The sequence below is a fragment of the Xanthomonas prunicola genome, assembly GCF_025266575.1.
Taxonomy (GTDB): Bacteria; Pseudomonadota; Gammaproteobacteria; order Xanthomonadales; family Xanthomonadaceae; genus Xanthomonas; species Xanthomonas prunicola.
Genome location: NZ_CP096142.1, coordinates 3,651,664 through 3,668,933, shown reverse-complemented (window position 1 = coordinate 3,668,933; position 17,270 = coordinate 3,651,664). Strand labels below are relative to the sequence as shown.

13 protein-coding genes and 1 pseudogene are annotated in these 17,270 nt (G+C 59.4%); 11 read left to right on the top strand and 3 right to left on the bottom strand.

The window, feature by feature from the left end; translation table 11 throughout:
* Positions 1 to 38: 38 nt before the first annotated feature.
* The 8 genes and pseudogenes from M0D43_RS15760 to M0D43_RS15725 all read left to right on the top strand — a co-directional run bounded on the left by M0D43_RS15760 (position 39) and on the right by M0D43_RS15725 (position 8,170).
* Complete coding sequence (locus M0D43_RS15760) at positions 39 to 1,166, top strand: TrbL/VirB6 family protein (protein WP_252162152.1); 1,128 nt, start codon at positions 39 to 41, stop codon at positions 1,164 to 1,166.
* Between the two features lie 30 nt (positions 1,167 to 1,196).
* Entirely contained in the window at positions 1,197 to 1,724 is a 528-nt protein-coding gene (locus M0D43_RS15755; protein WP_260807353.1) for a DUF4189 domain-containing protein, read from the top strand.
* 625 nt (positions 1,725 to 2,349) lie between these two features.
* Positions 2,350 to 2,928 carry a hypothetical protein gene (locus tag M0D43_RS15750; protein WP_252162151.1) on the top strand — a complete coding sequence of 193 codons (579 nt, stop codon included), beginning with the start codon at positions 2,350 to 2,352 and terminating at the stop codon, positions 2,926 to 2,928.
* Positions 2,925 to 4,277, top strand: a complete 1,353-nt coding sequence (locus M0D43_RS15745; protein ID WP_252162150.1) for a Tle-like phospholipase domain-containing protein — start codon at positions 2,925 to 2,927, stop codon at positions 4,275 to 4,277. The genes M0D43_RS15750 and M0D43_RS15745 overlap by 4 nt, the downstream gene beginning before the upstream one ends.
* Positions 4,278 to 4,314: 37 nt before the next feature.
* Entirely contained in the window at positions 4,315 to 5,457 is a 1,143-nt protein-coding gene (locus M0D43_RS15740; RefSeq protein WP_252165088.1) for a TrbL/VirB6 family protein, read from the top strand.
* 45 nt (positions 5,458 to 5,502) lie between these two features.
* The gene (locus tag M0D43_RS15735; protein WP_252162149.1) at positions 5,503 to 6,030 is read left to right on the top strand and encodes a DUF4189 domain-containing protein; all 528 of its coding nucleotides are present in this window, start codon (positions 5,503 to 5,505) and stop codon (positions 6,028 to 6,030) included.
* Positions 6,031 to 6,328: 298 nt separating this feature from the next.
* Positions 6,329 to 6,988 (top strand): hypothetical protein, encoded by a 660-nt coding sequence (locus M0D43_RS15730; RefSeq protein WP_252162148.1) that lies wholly within the window; start codon positions 6,329 to 6,331, stop codon positions 6,986 to 6,988.
* Positions 6,985 to 8,170 (top strand): annotated as a pseudogene (locus M0D43_RS15725) (Tle-like phospholipase domain-containing protein). The gene M0D43_RS15730 and the pseudogene M0D43_RS15725 overlap by 4 nt, the downstream one beginning before the upstream one ends.
* A 307-nt stretch (positions 8,171 to 8,477) precedes the next feature.
* Here the strand turns inward: M0D43_RS15725 and M0D43_RS15720 are convergent.
* Complete coding sequence (locus M0D43_RS15720) at positions 8,478 to 9,002, bottom strand: hypothetical protein (protein WP_252162147.1); 525 nt, start codon at positions 9,000 to 9,002, stop codon at positions 8,478 to 8,480.
* Positions 9,003 to 9,252: 250 nt separating this feature from the next.
* Between M0D43_RS15720 and M0D43_RS15715 the strand changes: the two genes are divergently transcribed.
* Entirely contained in the window at positions 9,253 to 11,280 is a 2,028-nt protein-coding gene (locus M0D43_RS15715) for a sodium-translocating pyrophosphatase (RefSeq protein ID WP_252162146.1), read from the top strand.
* 292 nt (positions 11,281 to 11,572) lie between these two features.
* Here M0D43_RS15715 and M0D43_RS15710 read toward each other — a convergent pair whose 3' ends face one another.
* On the bottom strand, positions 11,573 to 12,055 hold the full coding sequence (locus M0D43_RS15710; RefSeq protein WP_101362034.1) for a hypothetical protein: 483 nt from the start codon (positions 12,053 to 12,055) through the stop codon (positions 11,573 to 11,575).
* A 196-nt stretch (positions 12,056 to 12,251) separates the two neighbouring features.
* Between M0D43_RS15710 and ppa the strand changes: the two genes are divergently transcribed.
* Both ppa and M0D43_RS15700 read left to right on the top strand, forming a co-directional pair.
* Positions 12,252 to 12,788 carry an inorganic diphosphatase gene (gene ppa / locus M0D43_RS15705; protein WP_005990841.1) on the top strand — a complete coding sequence of 179 codons (537 nt, stop codon included), beginning with the start codon at positions 12,252 to 12,254 and terminating at the stop codon, positions 12,786 to 12,788.
* A 113-nt stretch (positions 12,789 to 12,901) separates the two neighbouring features.
* Positions 12,902 to 14,050 (top strand): HDOD domain-containing protein, encoded by a 1,149-nt coding sequence (locus M0D43_RS15700; protein ID WP_252162145.1) that lies wholly within the window; start codon positions 12,902 to 12,904, stop codon positions 14,048 to 14,050.
* Between the two features lie 291 nt (positions 14,051 to 14,341).
* On the opposite strand, the gene M0D43_RS15695 is transcribed toward M0D43_RS15700, so the two are convergent.
* Entirely contained in the window at positions 14,342 to 17,230 is a 2,889-nt protein-coding gene (locus tag M0D43_RS15695) for a TonB-dependent receptor plug domain-containing protein (RefSeq protein WP_162300937.1), read from the bottom strand.
* Positions 17,231 to 17,270: the final 40 nt, after the last annotated feature.

Here is a 17,270-nt window from a genome sequence, read left to right as displayed (position 1 = left end):
GCAACCACAGCCTCACTACGGTACACAGGCAGACAGCAATGGACGTTATTTTTCAGGGCGGGATGAACTGGTTGCAGCCCTTGGCGGACGCCAATCTCGGCGACTTCGTCTTCTTCAAGTTGGTCAATGACTACTTCAACAGTGAAATCCAGGAATTCGGCATGGATCTGATGGGGCGGGCCATGCGCTGGGTCAGCGCCATCGCGTTGACCGTCACCACGCTCTGGATCCTGATCCTGGGCTACCGCATCGCCACCGGGCAATCGCGCGAGAGCGCCATGGCCACCATGATCAAGGCCGGCAAGGTCGCCCTCATCATCAGCTTTGCCTCGGCCCTGGGCGCCAATGGCGCCATGCTGCACCAAAGCATGACCCAGAACCTGGACAAGGAGATCCACACCCTGTTCACCGGCAAGGAAGGCACCGCTGCCGATGCCATCGACGAGAACCTGGCCTACACCCAGATCGCGCTGGCCACGCTGGATGCGGTGCGAGTGGAGTCCACCGAGCCGGAAATGCTGGAAAAGAAAGGCCGGGCCGTCATGCTGGCCGGCTTCGGCACCGCCAGCCCACCGATGGCGGCCGGGGCAATGCTGCTGCTGTTCAAGTTCACCATGGCCTTCCTGATCGGCATCGGGCCGATCTTCATCCTGGCGCTGATCTTCGACCAGACCAAGGATCTGTTCAAAAAGTGGTTGTTCTACATCATCGGCACGCTGTTCTCGATGGCCATGCTGTCGGTGGTCACGTCCATGGTGCTCAAGTTCACCGCCAAGGTGGCCGCCGCCTACTGGGCGGTCAAGTTCATTCCCTTCGGCAATGCCGAAGGCCTCTCCAGCCAGGCCCTGCAGCAAGGCGGTATCGGCCTGATCATGACCATGCTCATCGTCACCGTCCCCACCATCGCCGCAGCCCTGTGGCAGGGCAATATGGGCACGTTCATGGCCTACTCGGCGTTTGGGACTGCAGCCAGCCCCGGACCACAGGGGCAGCCAGCTGGGTCGTATATGCCGCAGCATAGACAAAACAATCAGACATCAGTTGAAGGCGGACAGAGCAACACTATCCAAGCAGCAACTAAGTCTATAGCACGGTCGGAACAGCCCGAAGCCGCTGCAGTTGGCTCAAGAGGACTTGCTGCGCAGAATACCCGTGACCAAGGTTAAGTTCCCAACGTGGTCAGGAGATAATTTTAAATGACTTATTTGACCAGATTTAGCTTGCTTGGCATCGCGCTATTTACACTCGGAATTCCCGAGACTAATGCGGAGCAAGGATGCCCGCCAGGTCAATTCCCGATAGGCGGACAGGGAGCCGCTGCCTGCGCGCCAATCCCTCAAGGAGATTCGGTGCAGAAGCAACCGAGACCGATCGGAAAGTGGATTAATACCTGGGGGGCAATTGCAAGCGACGGCGGCGATAATCTAGGTGTCTCAGTAGGCGAAAGGGGGAAAAAAAGTGCTCAAGATGCCGCCCTGTTAAAGTGTAAAGAACAAAGCAATCAAGAGTGCAAAATTGAGTTCACCTATTACAATCAATGCGCCGCAATTGTAGAGCCTTACCGTGATGAAAAGGCCATTCCAGGCGTCATGGCATACGCGGGGGCTCCAACTGAAGAAATGGCTAATACTAACGCACTATCTTTCTGCGAAAAGAATAACCCAGCCGCAAAATGCAGATCCATCTATACCGAATGTACGAAGCCCATATTTAAAAAATACTAACTTACTAGAAAATCACGACATACCTTCAATCAAAGGCATCCATTAAAATCGTAAAATTTTTACTGTTTTTTTTATGTACTTTTCTGTTCCTTAGTAAGCAGCTCAGCCTAATGCAGACGGCCACTACGAAGTGGCCCCTACTACACAACGACCCCTTCACTTTGCACGCTTGGGGTGATGACTGATGACTACCTCCCTATCGATCTAGCCACCGATACCTTTGCGGCTTTCAACCCGTACCGCTTCAACGTGGCGTCGGTTGACATGTCTCCCCGCGCTTGCTCCACCGCCCATCGCCATGGTAACCCGCAGAGTTCAACAAGCGGACCGTGCAGTAGTTTGCATTTACTACAGCCGTGGTATGCAGCTTAAAGAATCGCGGGTCTTTCAGCAGCTAGCACCATGATAGATTACCTATTGACTGAACTACTTGCTATCAGTTGTCTTGGTTATCGAACTGATGCATCGCGGCGGCAGAGTGGATCGCTAGGGAGCAAGCTTCGCATCCTACGCCGCGTCCCTTCACTACGAAGTGCACGCCAACAACAGAAGCTAGGCCATGATATTCAAGACTGTCAGCTGCTTCATTTTCCTCTTTCCTTTCTTACTTGCAGGATGCCAGCCCATGACTGCCCCATCCTCAAAATCCGACGCGACGACCAGCGATCCGGTCTACCAGAAGAACCCGCATCCGACGCAGGCGTACCGGATAACGATGACCATCAAGGATGCGCCGGGGCCGTTTGAGTGGATCTCAGGCACGGCCTTCTACCAGATGACCAACCACAAGCAATGCACTCCAATCGAGCCCATTGCCGGGGTGTGGAGCAAGCCTGATGAAGATGGCATCCCCATCCACTTTGAGAAGCGCGATTCATCCACATACGTCGCGACGATCTACGCCGATGGTATGGTTGATGCGGACTACTATGCCAAGGGAGTCTGCCGATGGGAACTCACTAGCATAGATGTTTCGTTAAAGGCTACCGGGAGACACGAAGAAACCAGGTTTCAGCCAGGTCTATACAAAGATAAATTATTGAGCGGCATTCCGGCTGCGACCTATTTCTGGTCAGGTGGGTATCCCGAAGATGAGATGAGCAACTACCCCGACTCAGGCCACTCAGACCCAAGTCAATTCAAGGAAGATTTGCGCAAGCAGTTGTTCAAAGTGACGTTGATAGCCAGAAAGGACGCACCATGACTCTGACCGCACAACAATATGCTGCGCTGGCAAGCGATGTTTATAAAAATCCAAATGAAACGGGCGAAAATAGTCGAACGGCAAATATCGGCGGCGCTCCCTATAAGCGGCTCGAATATGTTGATACTCCATCCGGCTATCAAGGCATCATCTATCAGCGAATAGATACAGGCGAAATTGTCGTCGCCCATCGCGGCACCGAATTTGATCGTCAACCCAAACAAGATGGCGCCTACGCAGATGGTGGTATGGTTGCAGCTCGTCACAATAACCAAGCTGCCGATGCAATTGAACTCACCCGGCATGCAATGGAGATAGCTGAGCGGCGAGGCAAGCGTGACGGGCATACACCGGCAGTCACTGTCACCGGCCACTCCCTCGGCGGCAACCTGGCCCAGGTCACCGCCCACCACTTCGGCCTCAAGGGCGAAACCTTCAACGCCTACGGCGCGGTCAGCCTGGACCGGCGCATTCCCGAAGGCGGCACCGATGTCATCAATCACGTGATGGCCGGCGATGCGGTCAGTGCTGCCAGCAAGCACTACGGCCAAGTGAAGCTCTATGCCGCGCCACAGGAGATCGCTTTGCTGGAACAGGCCGGTTACGACAATACCCGCAGCATGCTGGATGCGCGTAATCCTCTTGTGGCCATTCCGCTCGGCGACTCGCACCGCATCCACAATTTCCTGCCGGTGGATGGTAATGGCAAGCCGGATCGCTCAGTACTGGAAGACCCCAAAGCGCAGCAGTTGGCCCAGCAATATGCACCGATGATCGACAAGTATCGCGACGATGTTGAGTCGATGCGACTTGGCGCCACTCTCGGTGCACGTAGCATGCAGGCGATGACCCTGGCCGATGGCATTGATTACATGCGCGGCACTCTGGCACCAGGCGCCGGACATACGGAGATAGCAGCGGCGCGCTGGCAGGAGGTGCAAGAGCGGATGCAAACCCAGCACGCACCGACGTATGTCCCGCCAGGTTGGAAGATGCCGTTAGGCGGAGCGCCTGAGCGCTGCGTTGAGCCCACGCCCGCATCGATACCCAACGATCCTCTTTACCAGGCCATCCACAGCAAGCTCCCCGCAGGCACTTCGCCGGCAGAGGCCATGTACGTCACCGTCGAAGCCAAACGCGCTGGCATCGTGGACGTTAACCAGCTGCGCAGTGTGACCTTACAAGACGGCAATGCGTGGATCGTCGGCAACACGCCGGGCTTCCGCGCCAAGGTGGACCTGTCGGCTGACGTGCCGCCGCTGCAAGAGAGCCAGCAACACTCGCGTGCACTGGACGCGCAGCGGTCGCAGGCGGACATGACTCAGCAATCGCCTGCACGTGTAATGTAAGGCCATGATCGAGCGGGTAGCACCCATGACTGCCCCAATGCCGACTGTCACGGCAGCCCGGTGTGCGCCGCGTGCGACACACCGGTTGCAGCCCTTGGCGGATGCCAATCTCGGCGACTTCGTCTTCTTCAAGTTGGTCAATGACTACTTCAACAGTGAAATCCAGGAATTCGGCATGGATCTGATGGGGCGCGCCATGCGCTGGGTCAGCGCCATCGCGTTGACCGTCACCACGCTCTGGATCCTGATCCTGGGCTACCGCATCGCCACCGGGCAATCGCGCGAGAGCGCCATGGCCACCATGATCAAGGCCGGCAAGGTCGCCCTCATCATCAGCTTTGCCTCGGCCCTGGGCGCCAATGGCGCCATGCTGCACCAAAGCATGACCCAGAACCTGGACAAGGAGATCCACACCCTGTTCACCGGCAAGGAAGGCACCGCTGCTGATGCCATCGACGAGAACCTGGCCTACACCCAGATCGCGCTGGCCGCGCTGGATGCGGTGCGAGTGGAGTCCACCGAGCCGGAAATGCTGGAAAAGAAGGGCCGGGCCGTCATGCTGGCCGGCTTCGGCACCGCCAGCCCACCGATGGCGGCCGGGGCAATGCTGCTGCTGTTCAAGTTCACCATGGCCTTCCTGATCGGCATCGGGCCGATCTTCATCCTGGCGCTGATCTTCGACCAGACCAAGGATCTGTTCAAAAAGTGGTTGTTCTACATCATCGGCACGCTGTTCTCGATGGCCATGCTGTCGGTGGTCACGTCCATGGTGCTCAAGTTCACCGCCAAGGTGGCCGCCGCCTACTGGGCGGTCAAGTTCATTCCCTTCGGCAATGCCGAAGGCCTCTCCAGCCAGGCCCTGCAGCAAGGCGGTATCGGCCTGATCATGACCATGCTCATCGTCACCGTCCCCACCATCGCCGCAGCCCTGTGGCAGGGCAATATGGGCACGTTCATGGCCTACTCGGCGTTTGGGACTGCAGCCAGCCCCGGACCACAGGGGCAGCCGGCTGGGTCGTATGTGCCGCAGCAGATAGCTCGGGGTGATCAACAGCAAATAAGTAGGGGCGAGAATTCTGCGAATCAAACAGCGAGAATCACAGGCGAGATACCAACTCAAGCATCAACTCCGATCGGCTCACGCGGACAAGCGGCGCGAGGTAGCGATCAGAGTATTTAGTTGATTTTCCATACATTTTATTTATCGACATAGGTAAACACAGCCATGAGGATTCCCCTCCTATTAGTACTCCTAACTTTGCTTATCCCGATATCTGCCTGGGCGCAAGGTTGCCCAGTGGGGCAATATCAAATCGGTGGGCAAGGGGCTGTGGCTTGTGCACCTATTCCGCAAGGAAACGAAATCCAGCAGGAGCCACGTCCCAGCGGGAAATGGATAAAAACCTGGGGCGCAATCGCCAATGATAGCAATAATAATTTCGGTGTATCTACCGGAAAAATCAAGAAAGCAGATGCCGAGAAAGTTGCATTAGACAAATGCAAACAAACAAGCCGAAGAGAAGCAAATTGCCGTGTGGTTTACGTTTACGAAAATCGCTGCGCAGCAATCTCTGAGCCTGCGCAGACGGGATCTCCTACACAGACCGGGAATATACTAACTAGCTACTCTGCTGGCCCTTCGATAGAGTCTGCAAGTAAAGCCGCAATTTCAGACTGCATAAAAGAAAACTCAGTGAATGAATGCAAAGTGATATATCAGAACTGCTCAGAGCCAATATTCAAAGCTTACTGATGACTGAACTTTAACAAAGGTTACGCAGCCAAGACAAACAGACCACGGAATTAAGACAACTGCGCCACACTACCTTCAAGGACAACAGGCACGACTGCGCTGATGCTGCTACTGGCAGTTATCGCTGCACCCATCCCGCTGGCGATGCATCTTATAATGCAAGTTTATGAGATCGGATTGGTAGCAGCCTCCTACTGATTGCCCTCGTATTGCACAGCGTTAATATAAACCGTAGCACTCGCCGGCTCTACAATTCCATTGCTGCCGCTAAGTGGTCTGTCCTTTGTATAATGGCAGCATGAACGCTTATCTGAAAATAAAGATTGTTGGCTATCTTTTCTTGATACTTTTAGTGGGGTGCAAGCCCATGGACGTTACTCCCGAAAGGCACGAGACCAGCAACACTGCTGCCGAAGGCGATCAGGTCTACAGCAAGAATTCAAATCCGACGCAGGCGTACCGGATCACTATGATAATCGAGGATGCGCCGGGGACGTTCGAGCGGGTATCAGGGACAGCCTACTACCAAATGACCAATCACAAGCAATGCACGCCAATTGAGCCCATTGCCGGTGTATGGAACAAGCCTGACGAAGATGGCATTCCCATACACTTTGAGAAGCGTGATGCATCCACCTACGTTGGGACGATCTATGCCGATGGCATGGTTGATGCTGACTATTACAAAAAAGGGGTATGCAAATTTGAGTTAGATGGAATCGGCATCTCTCTTCGAGCGACAGGCAAGAAACAGGAAACACGGTTTCAGCCTGCGCTCTTCAAATCACAGATACACGACGCAAGACCGGTAAAGTTCTACTTTTGGAAAGGCGGTTATCCGCGAAGTGAGATGGATAACTACCCAGACACCGGCGAATATAGCGCGGACAAATACTCAGAACCCAACAGGAGCAACTTATTTCAGATAACGCTAAAGTCTGAAAAGGTGTCCAAATGAGCCTGACACATCAGCAGTACGCACTGCTTGCAAGCGATGCGTATAAAAACCCTAACGAGACGGGCCCCGATAGTAAGCCAGTGAATCTTGGCGACTTCCTAGTTAGGCGCCTTGAATATATGGATCGCCCATCAGGTTATCAGGGTGTTATCTATGAGAGGATAGACACAGGCGAGATTATCGCAGCCCATCGCGGCACAGAGACCGAGCGACAGTTAAAAGAAGATGGCGTGTATACCGACGGCGGCATGGTTGCAACACGTCACAACAACCAGATCGCTGATGCGATCGACTTGACCCGTCATGCGTTGATGTATGCAGAGCAAAAACATCTCAAGACTGGCCAACCAGCCCCTCAAGTCACCGTTACCGGTCACTCGCTTGGCGGCGATCTGGCCCAAGTTACCGCGCATTACTACGGCCTAAAGGGCGAGACCTTTAACGCCTATGGCGCGGTCAGCCTTGATCGGCGTATCTCCGAAGGCGGCACCGATGTCATCAATCACGTAATGGCTGGCGATGCGGTCAGCGCTGCCAGTAGGCATTACGGCCAGGTCAGGATCTACGCCGCGCCACAGGAAATCACCGCCCTTCAGAAGGCTGGTTATGCCAACGACCGCAGTGTGCTGGATGACCGCAACCCGCTTGTCGCTGTGGAGTTGGGCGATTCGCATCGCATGCATAACTTTCTGCCCGTTGACGGCAATGGCAAACCAGATCGCTCGGTACTGGAAAATCCCAAGTCGCAACAGCTGGCGCAGCAGTACGCACCAATGATCGACAAGTATCGCGACGATGTGGCGCTGCTGCGCGGCGGCCTGACCCTGGCATCACGGCACATGCAGTCCATGAACGTGGCAGATGGCATTAATCATCTGCGCGGCCCCCTCGCACCCGGTGCCGGCGCGGCGGAGATGGCTGCCGAGCGCTGGAAGGAAATGCAACAGCGCATGGAGCGCGAAGACACGCCAGTCTATGTTCCCCCTGGCTGGAAGCTGCCCTTGGGCAATACCCCCGAGCGCTGTGTAGATCCGGGCGCGGCGGCCATATCCAATGATCCGAACCAAGATCGATCTGACGGCGGAAGTACCGCCCGTGCAGGAAAGCTTGCGCCAGTCACAGGCGCTAGACAGCCAGCGATCGCAGGAGATGGCCCAGCCCTCGCCTGCGCGTGTAATGTAAGGCCATGCTCGAACGGATCGCACGATGACTGCCACGATGCTGACTGCCATTGCAGCCCCATGTGCGCTGTGTGCGACAAACCGGTTGCAGCCACTGACGGACGCCAATCTCGGCGACTTCGCCCGTCTGGCGAGCGCGCAACCGTGTCGTCAGCGCCATCTACTAACTTTTAGCGGCGGAGGAAAGTAGCAAGCATCTGCCTGGATACAGATGACGAGCGGTAACTCAGTTATGCAAGTGGCATATGCAACTCACGAACCCCGGCCCCATCCGTCTGCCTGCTGTGAAACGGGCTTGCTCGCCGCTCTTACTGACACGCCTTACCTTCTACCGTCATCTGCGCAGCGAACATCGGCACCTGCGGAATCTTGCCGGCAGCGGCCTGTTGCTTGGCATCTTCCAGGTAAATGCGCGACTGGCCTTGCCCGTCGAGCTGCGGCTTGGCATCCACCGGCTTGCGCCAAACGCGTACGACGGCTTGCTGTGCCGGGCAGGCTGCGCTCGGTACGCGGATCACATCATTGAAGATCCATCCCGAGGCGACGCTCGGCGTAGCCTTTGCGAAATCGACGAAGCGTGCGCGCGGCTGGCAGGTGGGGCTGCTGCGTACCACCGACAATGTGTATGGCTGTGCGGCATTGCCGGTGAACACACCTTCCAGACGCGCACAGGCTTCCGGAATCTGCCGCAAGGTGTGCACTGCACCAACCGCTTGTGCGGAGCCGGGCGCACGCTGCTTGAGCTCAGGCGTGGGATCTGCCGCAAACGCTTGGCTGGTCAGCAACAGCGTTGCAAGCATTGCGGCGTATTTTTGCGCAGCATGGTGAGACATGGAGACTCCTGGTCGGCCGGATCACGTTGGCCGCAGGCTGTCATGCCGCAACTGAACGACGCGCCAAAGCCGCAGCGCTGGTAGCCATGCAAGCTGCGGCGCATACTCGGTCGCGATCCGGCCACCTGAACATTCGCGACGCGCATTACGGCCCACGCGGCCGTCGAGTCCGTATTTGTCAGTCCACTCGTTGTGTGCATCGCCCTTGGTTCGTCCTGACCGGACGACATCCATTCTCTTGGGAGGGGTCATGCTGGAACACTACGGGTTGTGGCTTGCGCTGGGTTGTGCGGTTTTGGCAATCGTCTATGGAATCGTGTCGGCGCGCTGGGTGGTTGCGCAGCCGAGCGGCAATGCACGCATGCAGGAGATCGCCGCCGCGATCCAGGAAGGCGCGCGTGCCTACCTCAACCGGCAATACCTCACCATTTCGATTGCCGGCGCGGTGCTGTTCGTGTTGGTTGGGCTGTTCCTGAGTTGGTACACCGCGATCGGGTTTGCGCTTGGCGCGGTGTTATCGGGGTTGGCCGGCTATATCGGCATGAACGTGTCGGTGCGCGCCAATGTCCGTACCGCTGAAGCGGCGCGGCATGGCATCGGCCGCGCGATGGATGTCGCGTTCCGGGGCGGCGCCATCACCGGCATGCTGGTGGTCGGCCTCGGGCTACTCGGCGTGGCCGGCTACTTTGCGGCGCTGCAAGCGATGGGGCTGCCGCTGGAGCAAAACCTGCACGCATTGGTCGGCTTGGCGTTCGGGTCGTCATTGATCTCGATCTTCGCGCGCCTGGGCGGCGGCATTTTCACCAAAGGCGCGGATGTGGGCGCCGATCTTGTCGGCAAGGTCGAAGCCGGCATTCCCGAAGACGATCCGCGCAACCCTGCAGTGATCGCCGACAACGTCGGTGACAACGTCGGTGACTGCGCAGGCATGGCCGCAGATCTGTTCGAAACCTATGCAGTCACCGTGATCGCCACGATGCTGCTCGGCAGCCTGACCCTGACCGAGACCGGGCCACATGCGGTGCTGTATCCGTTGGTGCTGGGCGGCGTGTCGATTATCGCCTCGATCGTGGGTGCGGCCTTCGTCAAGGTCAAAGCCGGCGGCTCGATCATGGGCGCGCTCTATAAAGGCGTGATCGTGTCGGGCGTGCTGGCGGCCTTGGCTTACTGGCCCATCACCCAGTCGCTGATGCGCGACAACACCCACGGTGCAACGGCGTTGTATGCCTGCGCACTGATCGGCCTGGTGCTCACCGGCCTGATCGTGTGGATCACCGAGTACTACACCGGCACCCAATACGCGCCGGTGCAGCATGTCGCCTCTGCCAGCACGACCGGACACGGCACCAACATCATCGCCGGCCTGGGCATCTCGATGAAGTCCACGGCGCTGCCGGTGATCGCAGTATGCGCAGCGATCTGGGGCGCGTTCCACTTCGGTGGACTGTACGGCATCGCGATCGCTGCAACGGCAATGCTGTCGATGGCCGGCATGATCGTGGCGCTGGACGCCTATGGCCCGATCACCGACAACGCCGGCGGCATCGCCGAAATGGCCGAGCTGCCACCGGAGGTGCGCGCGATCACCGACCCGCTGGATGCGGTGGGCAATACCACCAAGGCAGTGACCAAGGGCTATGCGATCGGCTCGGCGGCGCTGGCCGCGCTGGTGCTGTTTGCCGACTACACCCACAACCTGCAGGCGGCCCATCCCGCTGAGGTCTTCGCCTTCGATCTGTCCGACCACACGGTGATCATCGGGCTGCTGATCGGCGGACTGATTCCCTACCTATTCGGTGCGATGGCGATGGAAGCGGTGGGCCGCGCAGCCGGCGCGGTGGTCGAAGAGGTCCGCCGTCAGTTCCGCGAGATCCCCGGCATCATGGCCGGCACGGCCAAGCCGCAGTACGACCGCGCCGTCGACATGCTGACCCGCTCGGCGATCCGCGAAATGATCGTGCCTTCGTTGTTGCCGGTGGTGGTCCCCATCGTGGTCGGGCTACTGCTTGGGCCACGTGCGCTGGGTGGCCTGCTGATCGGGACAATTGTCACCGGCCTGTTCCTGGCGATTTCGATGACCACCGGTGGCGGCGCCTGGGACAACGCCAAGAAATACATCGAAGACGGTCACTTCGGCGGCAAGGGCAGCGAGGCGCACAAGGCCGCAATCACTGGCGACACGGTCGGCGACCCGTACAAGGACACCGCGGGGCCGGCGATCAACCCATTGATCAAGATCATCAATATCGTGGCCTTATTGCTCGTGCCACTGCTGTAACGGTGCAGTGGCCGCAGGTCGTAAGACCTGCGGCCATGATGACGGGAAGCACTAGACCAACGAGGTGAGTTGCAGCAGATCGCAGCCCGTCATTGCCGTCAATGGCGACGCTACCGCCTGGGGACGACGCCAGTTAGAGCGCCACCAGGCCGCCTCGGCAGCTGCACTGCCCAGCTCAGGATCGCCAGAACGCCCGCTGCTGCAGTGGTGACGCCCATCTTTGATGCGACGGTAGCGTGCCTCGCAGAAGAGGCCCGCCAGCCCTGGCAAGGCCTCCGGCTTCGGCCATCGATCACAGGCAGCCGATCAAGCCGTCGTAGATCGGCGGCGCGCCACCCGGCAGTGGCTCGAACAGCGGATTGGTGACCGCAAGCGTGCGATACATCTCGTCCAGGCGGGTGCCGTCCTTCAATGGCGCCGTGCAGCGCCAGACACGGCTGTCCGAGCGGAGGTAGCCAGTGCGGGGGTCGACGCTGACCTCGCTGGCACCGAAGGTCCAGATGCAGCTACGCACCACTCCGGTGATGCGATGCACGGAGCACCGGAAGCGCAGCGGCTGGTAGTCGCTGAATTCGCCAGCACAAAAGGTATCGCCGCAGATATTGTCGAAATCGCGATCCAGTCGCTGCTCCAGATCGATGAACGTCTCCCAGCCTTCGCCATTGGCAGGCCAATCCACGGCATCCACGAAGTTGGGCGCAGGCGTGGCCGCAGCGGCAATCTGGGCGGTAAGGGACAGCAGCAAAACGAGGAGCAAACGCGCGAGCCTGGACATGGCACTTCCTATGCGAGGGATGAGCCGACAGCGTGCCCCGCCAGCCGGGCCGCAACGATCGGGGAGCCGCCCGCGATGAACGTGGGCTATGCCGCACGCAGCGGTCAGGAGATTGCCCATTCAGTGTCGCTGCAGCGCAACAGCCGAACGCGTAGAATCGCGCTCCACACACTGCTGACGCCTCGGAGCTAACCGCATGGGCCTTGAACTGGTCACCTCTGGCAAGAATCTGCCGGAAGAAATCAACGTCGTCATCGAGATCCCAAAGGATTCCGAGCCGGTCAAGTACGAAGTGGACAAGGCCAGCGGGGCGATCTTCGTCGACCGCATCCTGTCGACCCCGATGCGTTACCCCTGCAACTACGGCTACGTGCCCAACACCCTGTGCGGCGATGGCGATCCGGCCGATGTGCTGGTGGTCCTGCCGCTGCCGCTGGTCCCGGGTTCGGTGGTGCGCTGCCGTCCGGTCGGCGTGCTGCGCATGAGCGACGAGGCAGGCAGCGACGAAAAGATCCTGGCCGTGCCGATCGAGAAGATTTTCTCCGGCTACGCGCATATCGAAGACATCAACCAGGTGTCCAGCCACTGGATGGAGCGCATCGGCCACTTCTTCGAACACTACAAGGACCTGGAGAAGGGCAAGTGGGTCAAGCTCGATGGTTGGGGCGGCGCGGCTGAGGCCAAGCGCATCCTGGTGGAGTCGGTGGAACGCTACAATTCCGACGCACCCTGATCTATCGATCGTGATGCTGCCCTGCATGTACGGGGCGACCGGGATCACGCTTCTGGCGTGATCCCGGTGACCGCAGTCGGCAGATTGAGTACAGTGCCGAAAGCGTTTGGCCGGTGTCTGTCATCGGTGACTTCTGGGGAAGTGTCTTGCGTATTCTGTTTGTTGGGGACGAAGCCAGTCTTCCGTCCGACCTTGTCGACTATGTTGCCGATCTCGGCGACCAGTGGCAGGCGCAACAGGTGGCCGATGGCAATTCGGCGATCGAAGCTGCCGCGCTGTCGCCATTCGACGCCGTCATCGTTGCGCCGGTATTGCCGGACCTGACTGCCGCCACCTTGCTGGGGCAGATCCGCACGCTGCGCCCGGACACCATTCGTATTGCGCTGATCGATGCGCAGGATGGCCAGCGCACGCCGCCGGCCCGCATCATCGGCGTGGCGCATCGCTTCTTGCCGATGCCGCTGGCACCGGAAGTGCTGCTCGAAGCCGTCACCAGCCTGGAAGAGCTGCGCGACCTGCTCAGCAATCCACGCCTGCGCGCGGCCATCGGACGCATCGAGAAACTTCCCTCGCCACCGCACCTGTATCTGAGCCTGATGCACGCTCTGGAAGAAGACGATGGCGCCGATGCGGCCGACATCGCCAAACTCATCTCCGGCGACCCGGCGATCGCGGCCAAGGTGCTGCAGTTGTGCAATTCGGCGTTCTTTTCCGGCGGACGCAGCATCACCGACCTGCGCACGGCGGTCACCCGCCTGGGCGTGGCGACGCTGCGCGACCTGGTACTGGCCAGCGAAGTATTTTCGGTGCAGACGCTCACCCCGGCCGAGCGCAACGCGATGCAGCGCCGCGCCCTGCTCTCCTCGCGTCTTGCGGCCAAGGTATTGCCGCCGACCAGCGCCGAACTCGGCTCGACTGCCGCATTGCTGGCCGATATTGGCCTGTTGCTGCCCGGCGTGCGCGACGAGCGCGAACCGCCGGCCGAAGGCGGCGACGAACGCCTGGGCCACACCGAAGCCGGCGCCTACCTGCTCGGCCTGTGGGGCCTGCCGATGCCGATCATCGAAGCGGTGGCCTTCCACCGCCATCCGCAGCGTTCCAGCTTGCGTAGCTTCTGGGTCACCGGCGCAGTGCATGTGGCCACGGCACTGGCCAGCGGCGAAAGCGTGGACGAAGAGTATCTGAGCAAGGTCGGCGTCATCGCCCGCCTGCCGAGTTGGCGCGAACAGGCCGACACGTTGCTGGGGCTTGCTGAGGCGTGAGTTTCGGCACCGGTTGCAAATAATAAAACGATAAAAGGCGCGACATGTTCGCGCCTTTTTCGTTGGCGCTGCCGATAGCGCGGAGCGGTGCAGCATCCGTTGCAGCGTGCAGCTTTTGCAGGACTTCCCGGACGAGGGATGCACCCCTCCGAGTGGCGATGCAAAGGTCGACTCAACGCCGGCGAACGACACAGCGCATAAGCGTTCTGTTCGGCGCATCGCGGCTCCAGGAATAAAGGGCATAAAAAAAGCGGGCCTTTCGGCCCGCTTTTCGTTACGTCGCTTCGATGATCAGAAGCGCTGGTTGTACTGCACGAACAGGAAGCGGTCGTAGTCGAGCATCGGATCGATCGCAGCGGTGCTGCTGTTGGTGATCGAATAGGTGATCGGCGGCTGCTTGTTCCAGATGTTGCGGGCACCAACCGTCACGCTGCCATCCCACGGAGCCTGCCAAGTGACCGAGACGTCCTGATAGGAAATCGAGCCCTTCTTGTTGGAACCGGTGCCGCCACCCCAACCCGGGTTAGGCGTCTGGTAGTTCGGGTCGTTGCACTCGATGCCTGCCGATGCGTCCCAGCAGTAATCGCGGAAGCCGCCGTAGTAACGCAGATCCCAGTTAGCCGACAGCGAACCGAGCGACCAGTCCAGACCCAAGGTGGCACGCACGCGCGGGAAGTTCCAGTAGCCCGCCGAGTTCGCCCAATCCGCATCCGACTGCGCCTGCGACTTGTAGGTCGCCAGGTAGTTGGTGTCCAGGTTGAACGCGAACTTGCCGTAGGCGGTTTCCGGCATGCGGTAACGCACGCCGAAGTTGTAGCCTTCGGTTTCCAGACGACCCAGGTTGACGTTGCCGCGGCTCAGCGTGGTGACTTGACCGGTAATCGGGTCACGGCCGTAATCGGCGCAGTAGGTGGCCAGGCTGTTGAGGTAGCAGTTGTTCAACACATCATTGGCCGACAGCGCGGTGATGATGTTGGAGATCGAAATGCGGTACCAGTCCAGCGAGAAGTCCAGGCCCTGCACCCAATGCGGGCTATACACCATGCCGACTGTACGGGTGATGCTGCGTTCTGGCTCAAGTTCGGCATTACCAACACCGGCATTGAACGGGGAGTTGCCCTGCACGTCGCGCTTGGTGACGGGGTTGTTCGCGGTGTCGGTCTGACGGAAGTTGCTCGCCAGACCCTCGGCGGAACAACGCGCTGCCACACCGGCATTGCCCAGAGAACCGAAGGTGGCATCGCACGGATCAGTGAAGGCATCGAAGCTCTGCGAGCCACCACCGAAGGTGTCATCCAAGGTGGGCGCACGGAAACCCGTGCCGTAGGTGCCACGCACCAGCAAGTCGTCGATCGGCTTCCAGGTGAAGCTGAACTTGCTATTGGTGGTGTCGCCGAAGCGGCTGTAGTTGCTGTAGCGCGCAGCGACGTCGAACGAGAGTTCCTTGGCGCCCGGCAGGTCCTTCAGCACCGGAATCAGCAACTCCAGGTAGGCTTCATTGGTCTGGTAACGACCTTCGGTAGGCTGCGCGGCCAGGTCAGTGGTGTAACCAGCGCTGGACAGCTGATCCGGGTAGTCGTAACCGCTGATCTCGCGATGTTCGACACCTGCTGCAAAGCCCAGCTCACCGGCCGGCAGGTCGAACAGTCCACCGGTGACGTTGGCGGTCCACTGCTTGCTCAGGCTCTGCTGCGTGGCCTGACCCAGCGAGTTGATGTACTGCAGCGCGTTCGGCGTAGACGCCGACGGGCCACCCAGGATGTTGAACGGTGTGCACTGGCCCAACGCATTGCTGGTGCCCAGCGGCAGCGGGCTGGCCGCGGTACCGCACTGCACCTGACCCTGTGCATTGAGGAACGACGGACCCAGTGCCTTCTGCAGCGCCAGCAAGTTGATGTTGCCGCGCGAAACCTGCGTCACATCGTACTTGTTGTAGTTGAAGCCCACGTCCCAGTTCCAGCCGTGGCTGCCGACGTCGAACACGCCTTCCAGAGCCGCATCGAAGTGGGTGGACTTGACGTTGCTTTCGGTGGTGCGCGGCAGTTCAACCGTACGGCGGAACCAGCTGGTGATGTCCTGGCCGACCGGGTTGTAGTAGCTGCTGCCACTGATCGCAACCGGAAACTGCGGCTGCGAACGCGCGTTGAGCGGGTAACCGGCAATCTGGCGATTGGAGTCGCGCTCGGAATACATCGCCGTCGACTTGAAGGTGATGCTATCGGTGATGTTGTAGCTGCCGGTCGTGAAGATCGACTTATTCTTGCTCGACTGCTGCAACATCATCTGATCGATAGAGTTGTAGTAGTCGTCGGTGGTGATGTCGTTGTGGTAGTTGGCCAGATTGCGCGAATCTGCACCCACGCCCTTACCGTCGAACGAACCGGTGTGGTTGAGGACGTAGGTTTCGCCGCCGGAGGTGAAACGACCCCACGGGCCGGTTGCGCTCAAGCCGTCTTCAATGTGGTTCGGACCAGACGAGTAACGCGTCAGCGGGCGAGCCTTGGCCCACACCGGGTCTTCGCTGGTGTAGTTGACACCGAACACCAGCGACGCGCGGTCGGTGGTGGTGCCGGCGGTGAAGGAGTACTGCTCCTTGGAGCCGTCGCCGCGACCGTTCTGGCCGAAGTACGCCGAAGCTTCTGCACCGTCATAGTTCTTACGCAGGATGATGTTGACCACACCGGCCACGGCGTCGGAGCCGTAGATTGCCGAGGCGCCGTCTTTCAGCACTTCGATGCGCTCGATCAGCGAGCTTGGAATGGTGGACATATCGCTCAGGCCAGCCAGGCTGCTGGTCCAACGCTTGCCGTTCACCAGCACCAGAGTACGGTTCTCGCCCAGGTTGTACAGGTTGACGTACTGGCCGCCCTGTTCCGGATTCGAGGTCAGCACGGCAGCCTTGCTATAGGTCTGGGTGCCGGCAATCGACAGGTTCTGGAGAATGTCACCAACGCTGACCAAGCCCGACTTCTGAATGTCCTGCTGGGTCACGGTGAATACCGGCTGTGCGGTTTCAACGTCGACCGAACGGATGCGCGAGCCGGTGATTTCAATGCGATCCAGCGTCGTGGTCGACGGGGCGGACTGCTCTTGTGCATTGGCGGCGAAAGCCGGCGTCAACGCGATCGCAATACCGGCGGGCAACAGGCCCAGCCGCACTGCGGAGGTGCGAAGGTTCATCAATCTCTCCAGGGTTCGTTAGTGGCGCGTTAAGCGCCCC

Coding starts and splice junctions, on each gene's coding strand:
- M0D43_RS15755 (WP_260807353.1), top strand. CDS start 1,197: ATGACTTATTTGACCAGATTTAGCTTGCTTGGCATCGCGCTATTTACA.
- M0D43_RS15760 (WP_252162152.1), top strand. CDS start 39: ATGGACGTTATTTTTCAGGGCGGGATGAACTGGTTGCAGCCCTTGGCG.
- M0D43_RS15710 (WP_101362034.1), bottom strand. CDS start 12,055: ATGTCCAGGCTCGCGCGTTTGCTCCTCGTTTTGCTGCTGTCCCTTACC.
- M0D43_RS15735 (WP_252162149.1), top strand. CDS start 5,503: ATGAGGATTCCCCTCCTATTAGTACTCCTAACTTTGCTTATCCCGATA.
- ppa (WP_005990841.1), top strand. CDS start 12,252: ATGGGCCTTGAACTGGTCACCTCTGGCAAGAATCTGCCGGAAGAAATC.
- M0D43_RS15720 (WP_252162147.1), bottom strand. CDS start 9,002: ATGTCTCACCATGCTGCGCAAAAATACGCCGCAATGCTTGCAACGCTG.
- M0D43_RS15730 (WP_252162148.1), top strand. CDS start 6,329: ATGAACGCTTATCTGAAAATAAAGATTGTTGGCTATCTTTTCTTGATA.
- M0D43_RS15715 (WP_252162146.1), top strand. CDS start 9,253: ATGCTGGAACACTACGGGTTGTGGCTTGCGCTGGGTTGTGCGGTTTTG.
- M0D43_RS15695 (WP_162300937.1), bottom strand. CDS start 17,230: ATGAACCTTCGCACCTCCGCAGTGCGGCTGGGCCTGTTGCCCGCCGGT.
- M0D43_RS15740 (WP_252165088.1), top strand. CDS start 4,315: ATGCCGACTGTCACGGCAGCCCGGTGTGCGCCGCGTGCGACACACCGG.
- M0D43_RS15750 (WP_252162151.1), top strand. CDS start 2,350: ATGACTGCCCCATCCTCAAAATCCGACGCGACGACCAGCGATCCGGTC.
- M0D43_RS15745 (WP_252162150.1), top strand. CDS start 2,925: ATGACTCTGACCGCACAACAATATGCTGCGCTGGCAAGCGATGTTTAT.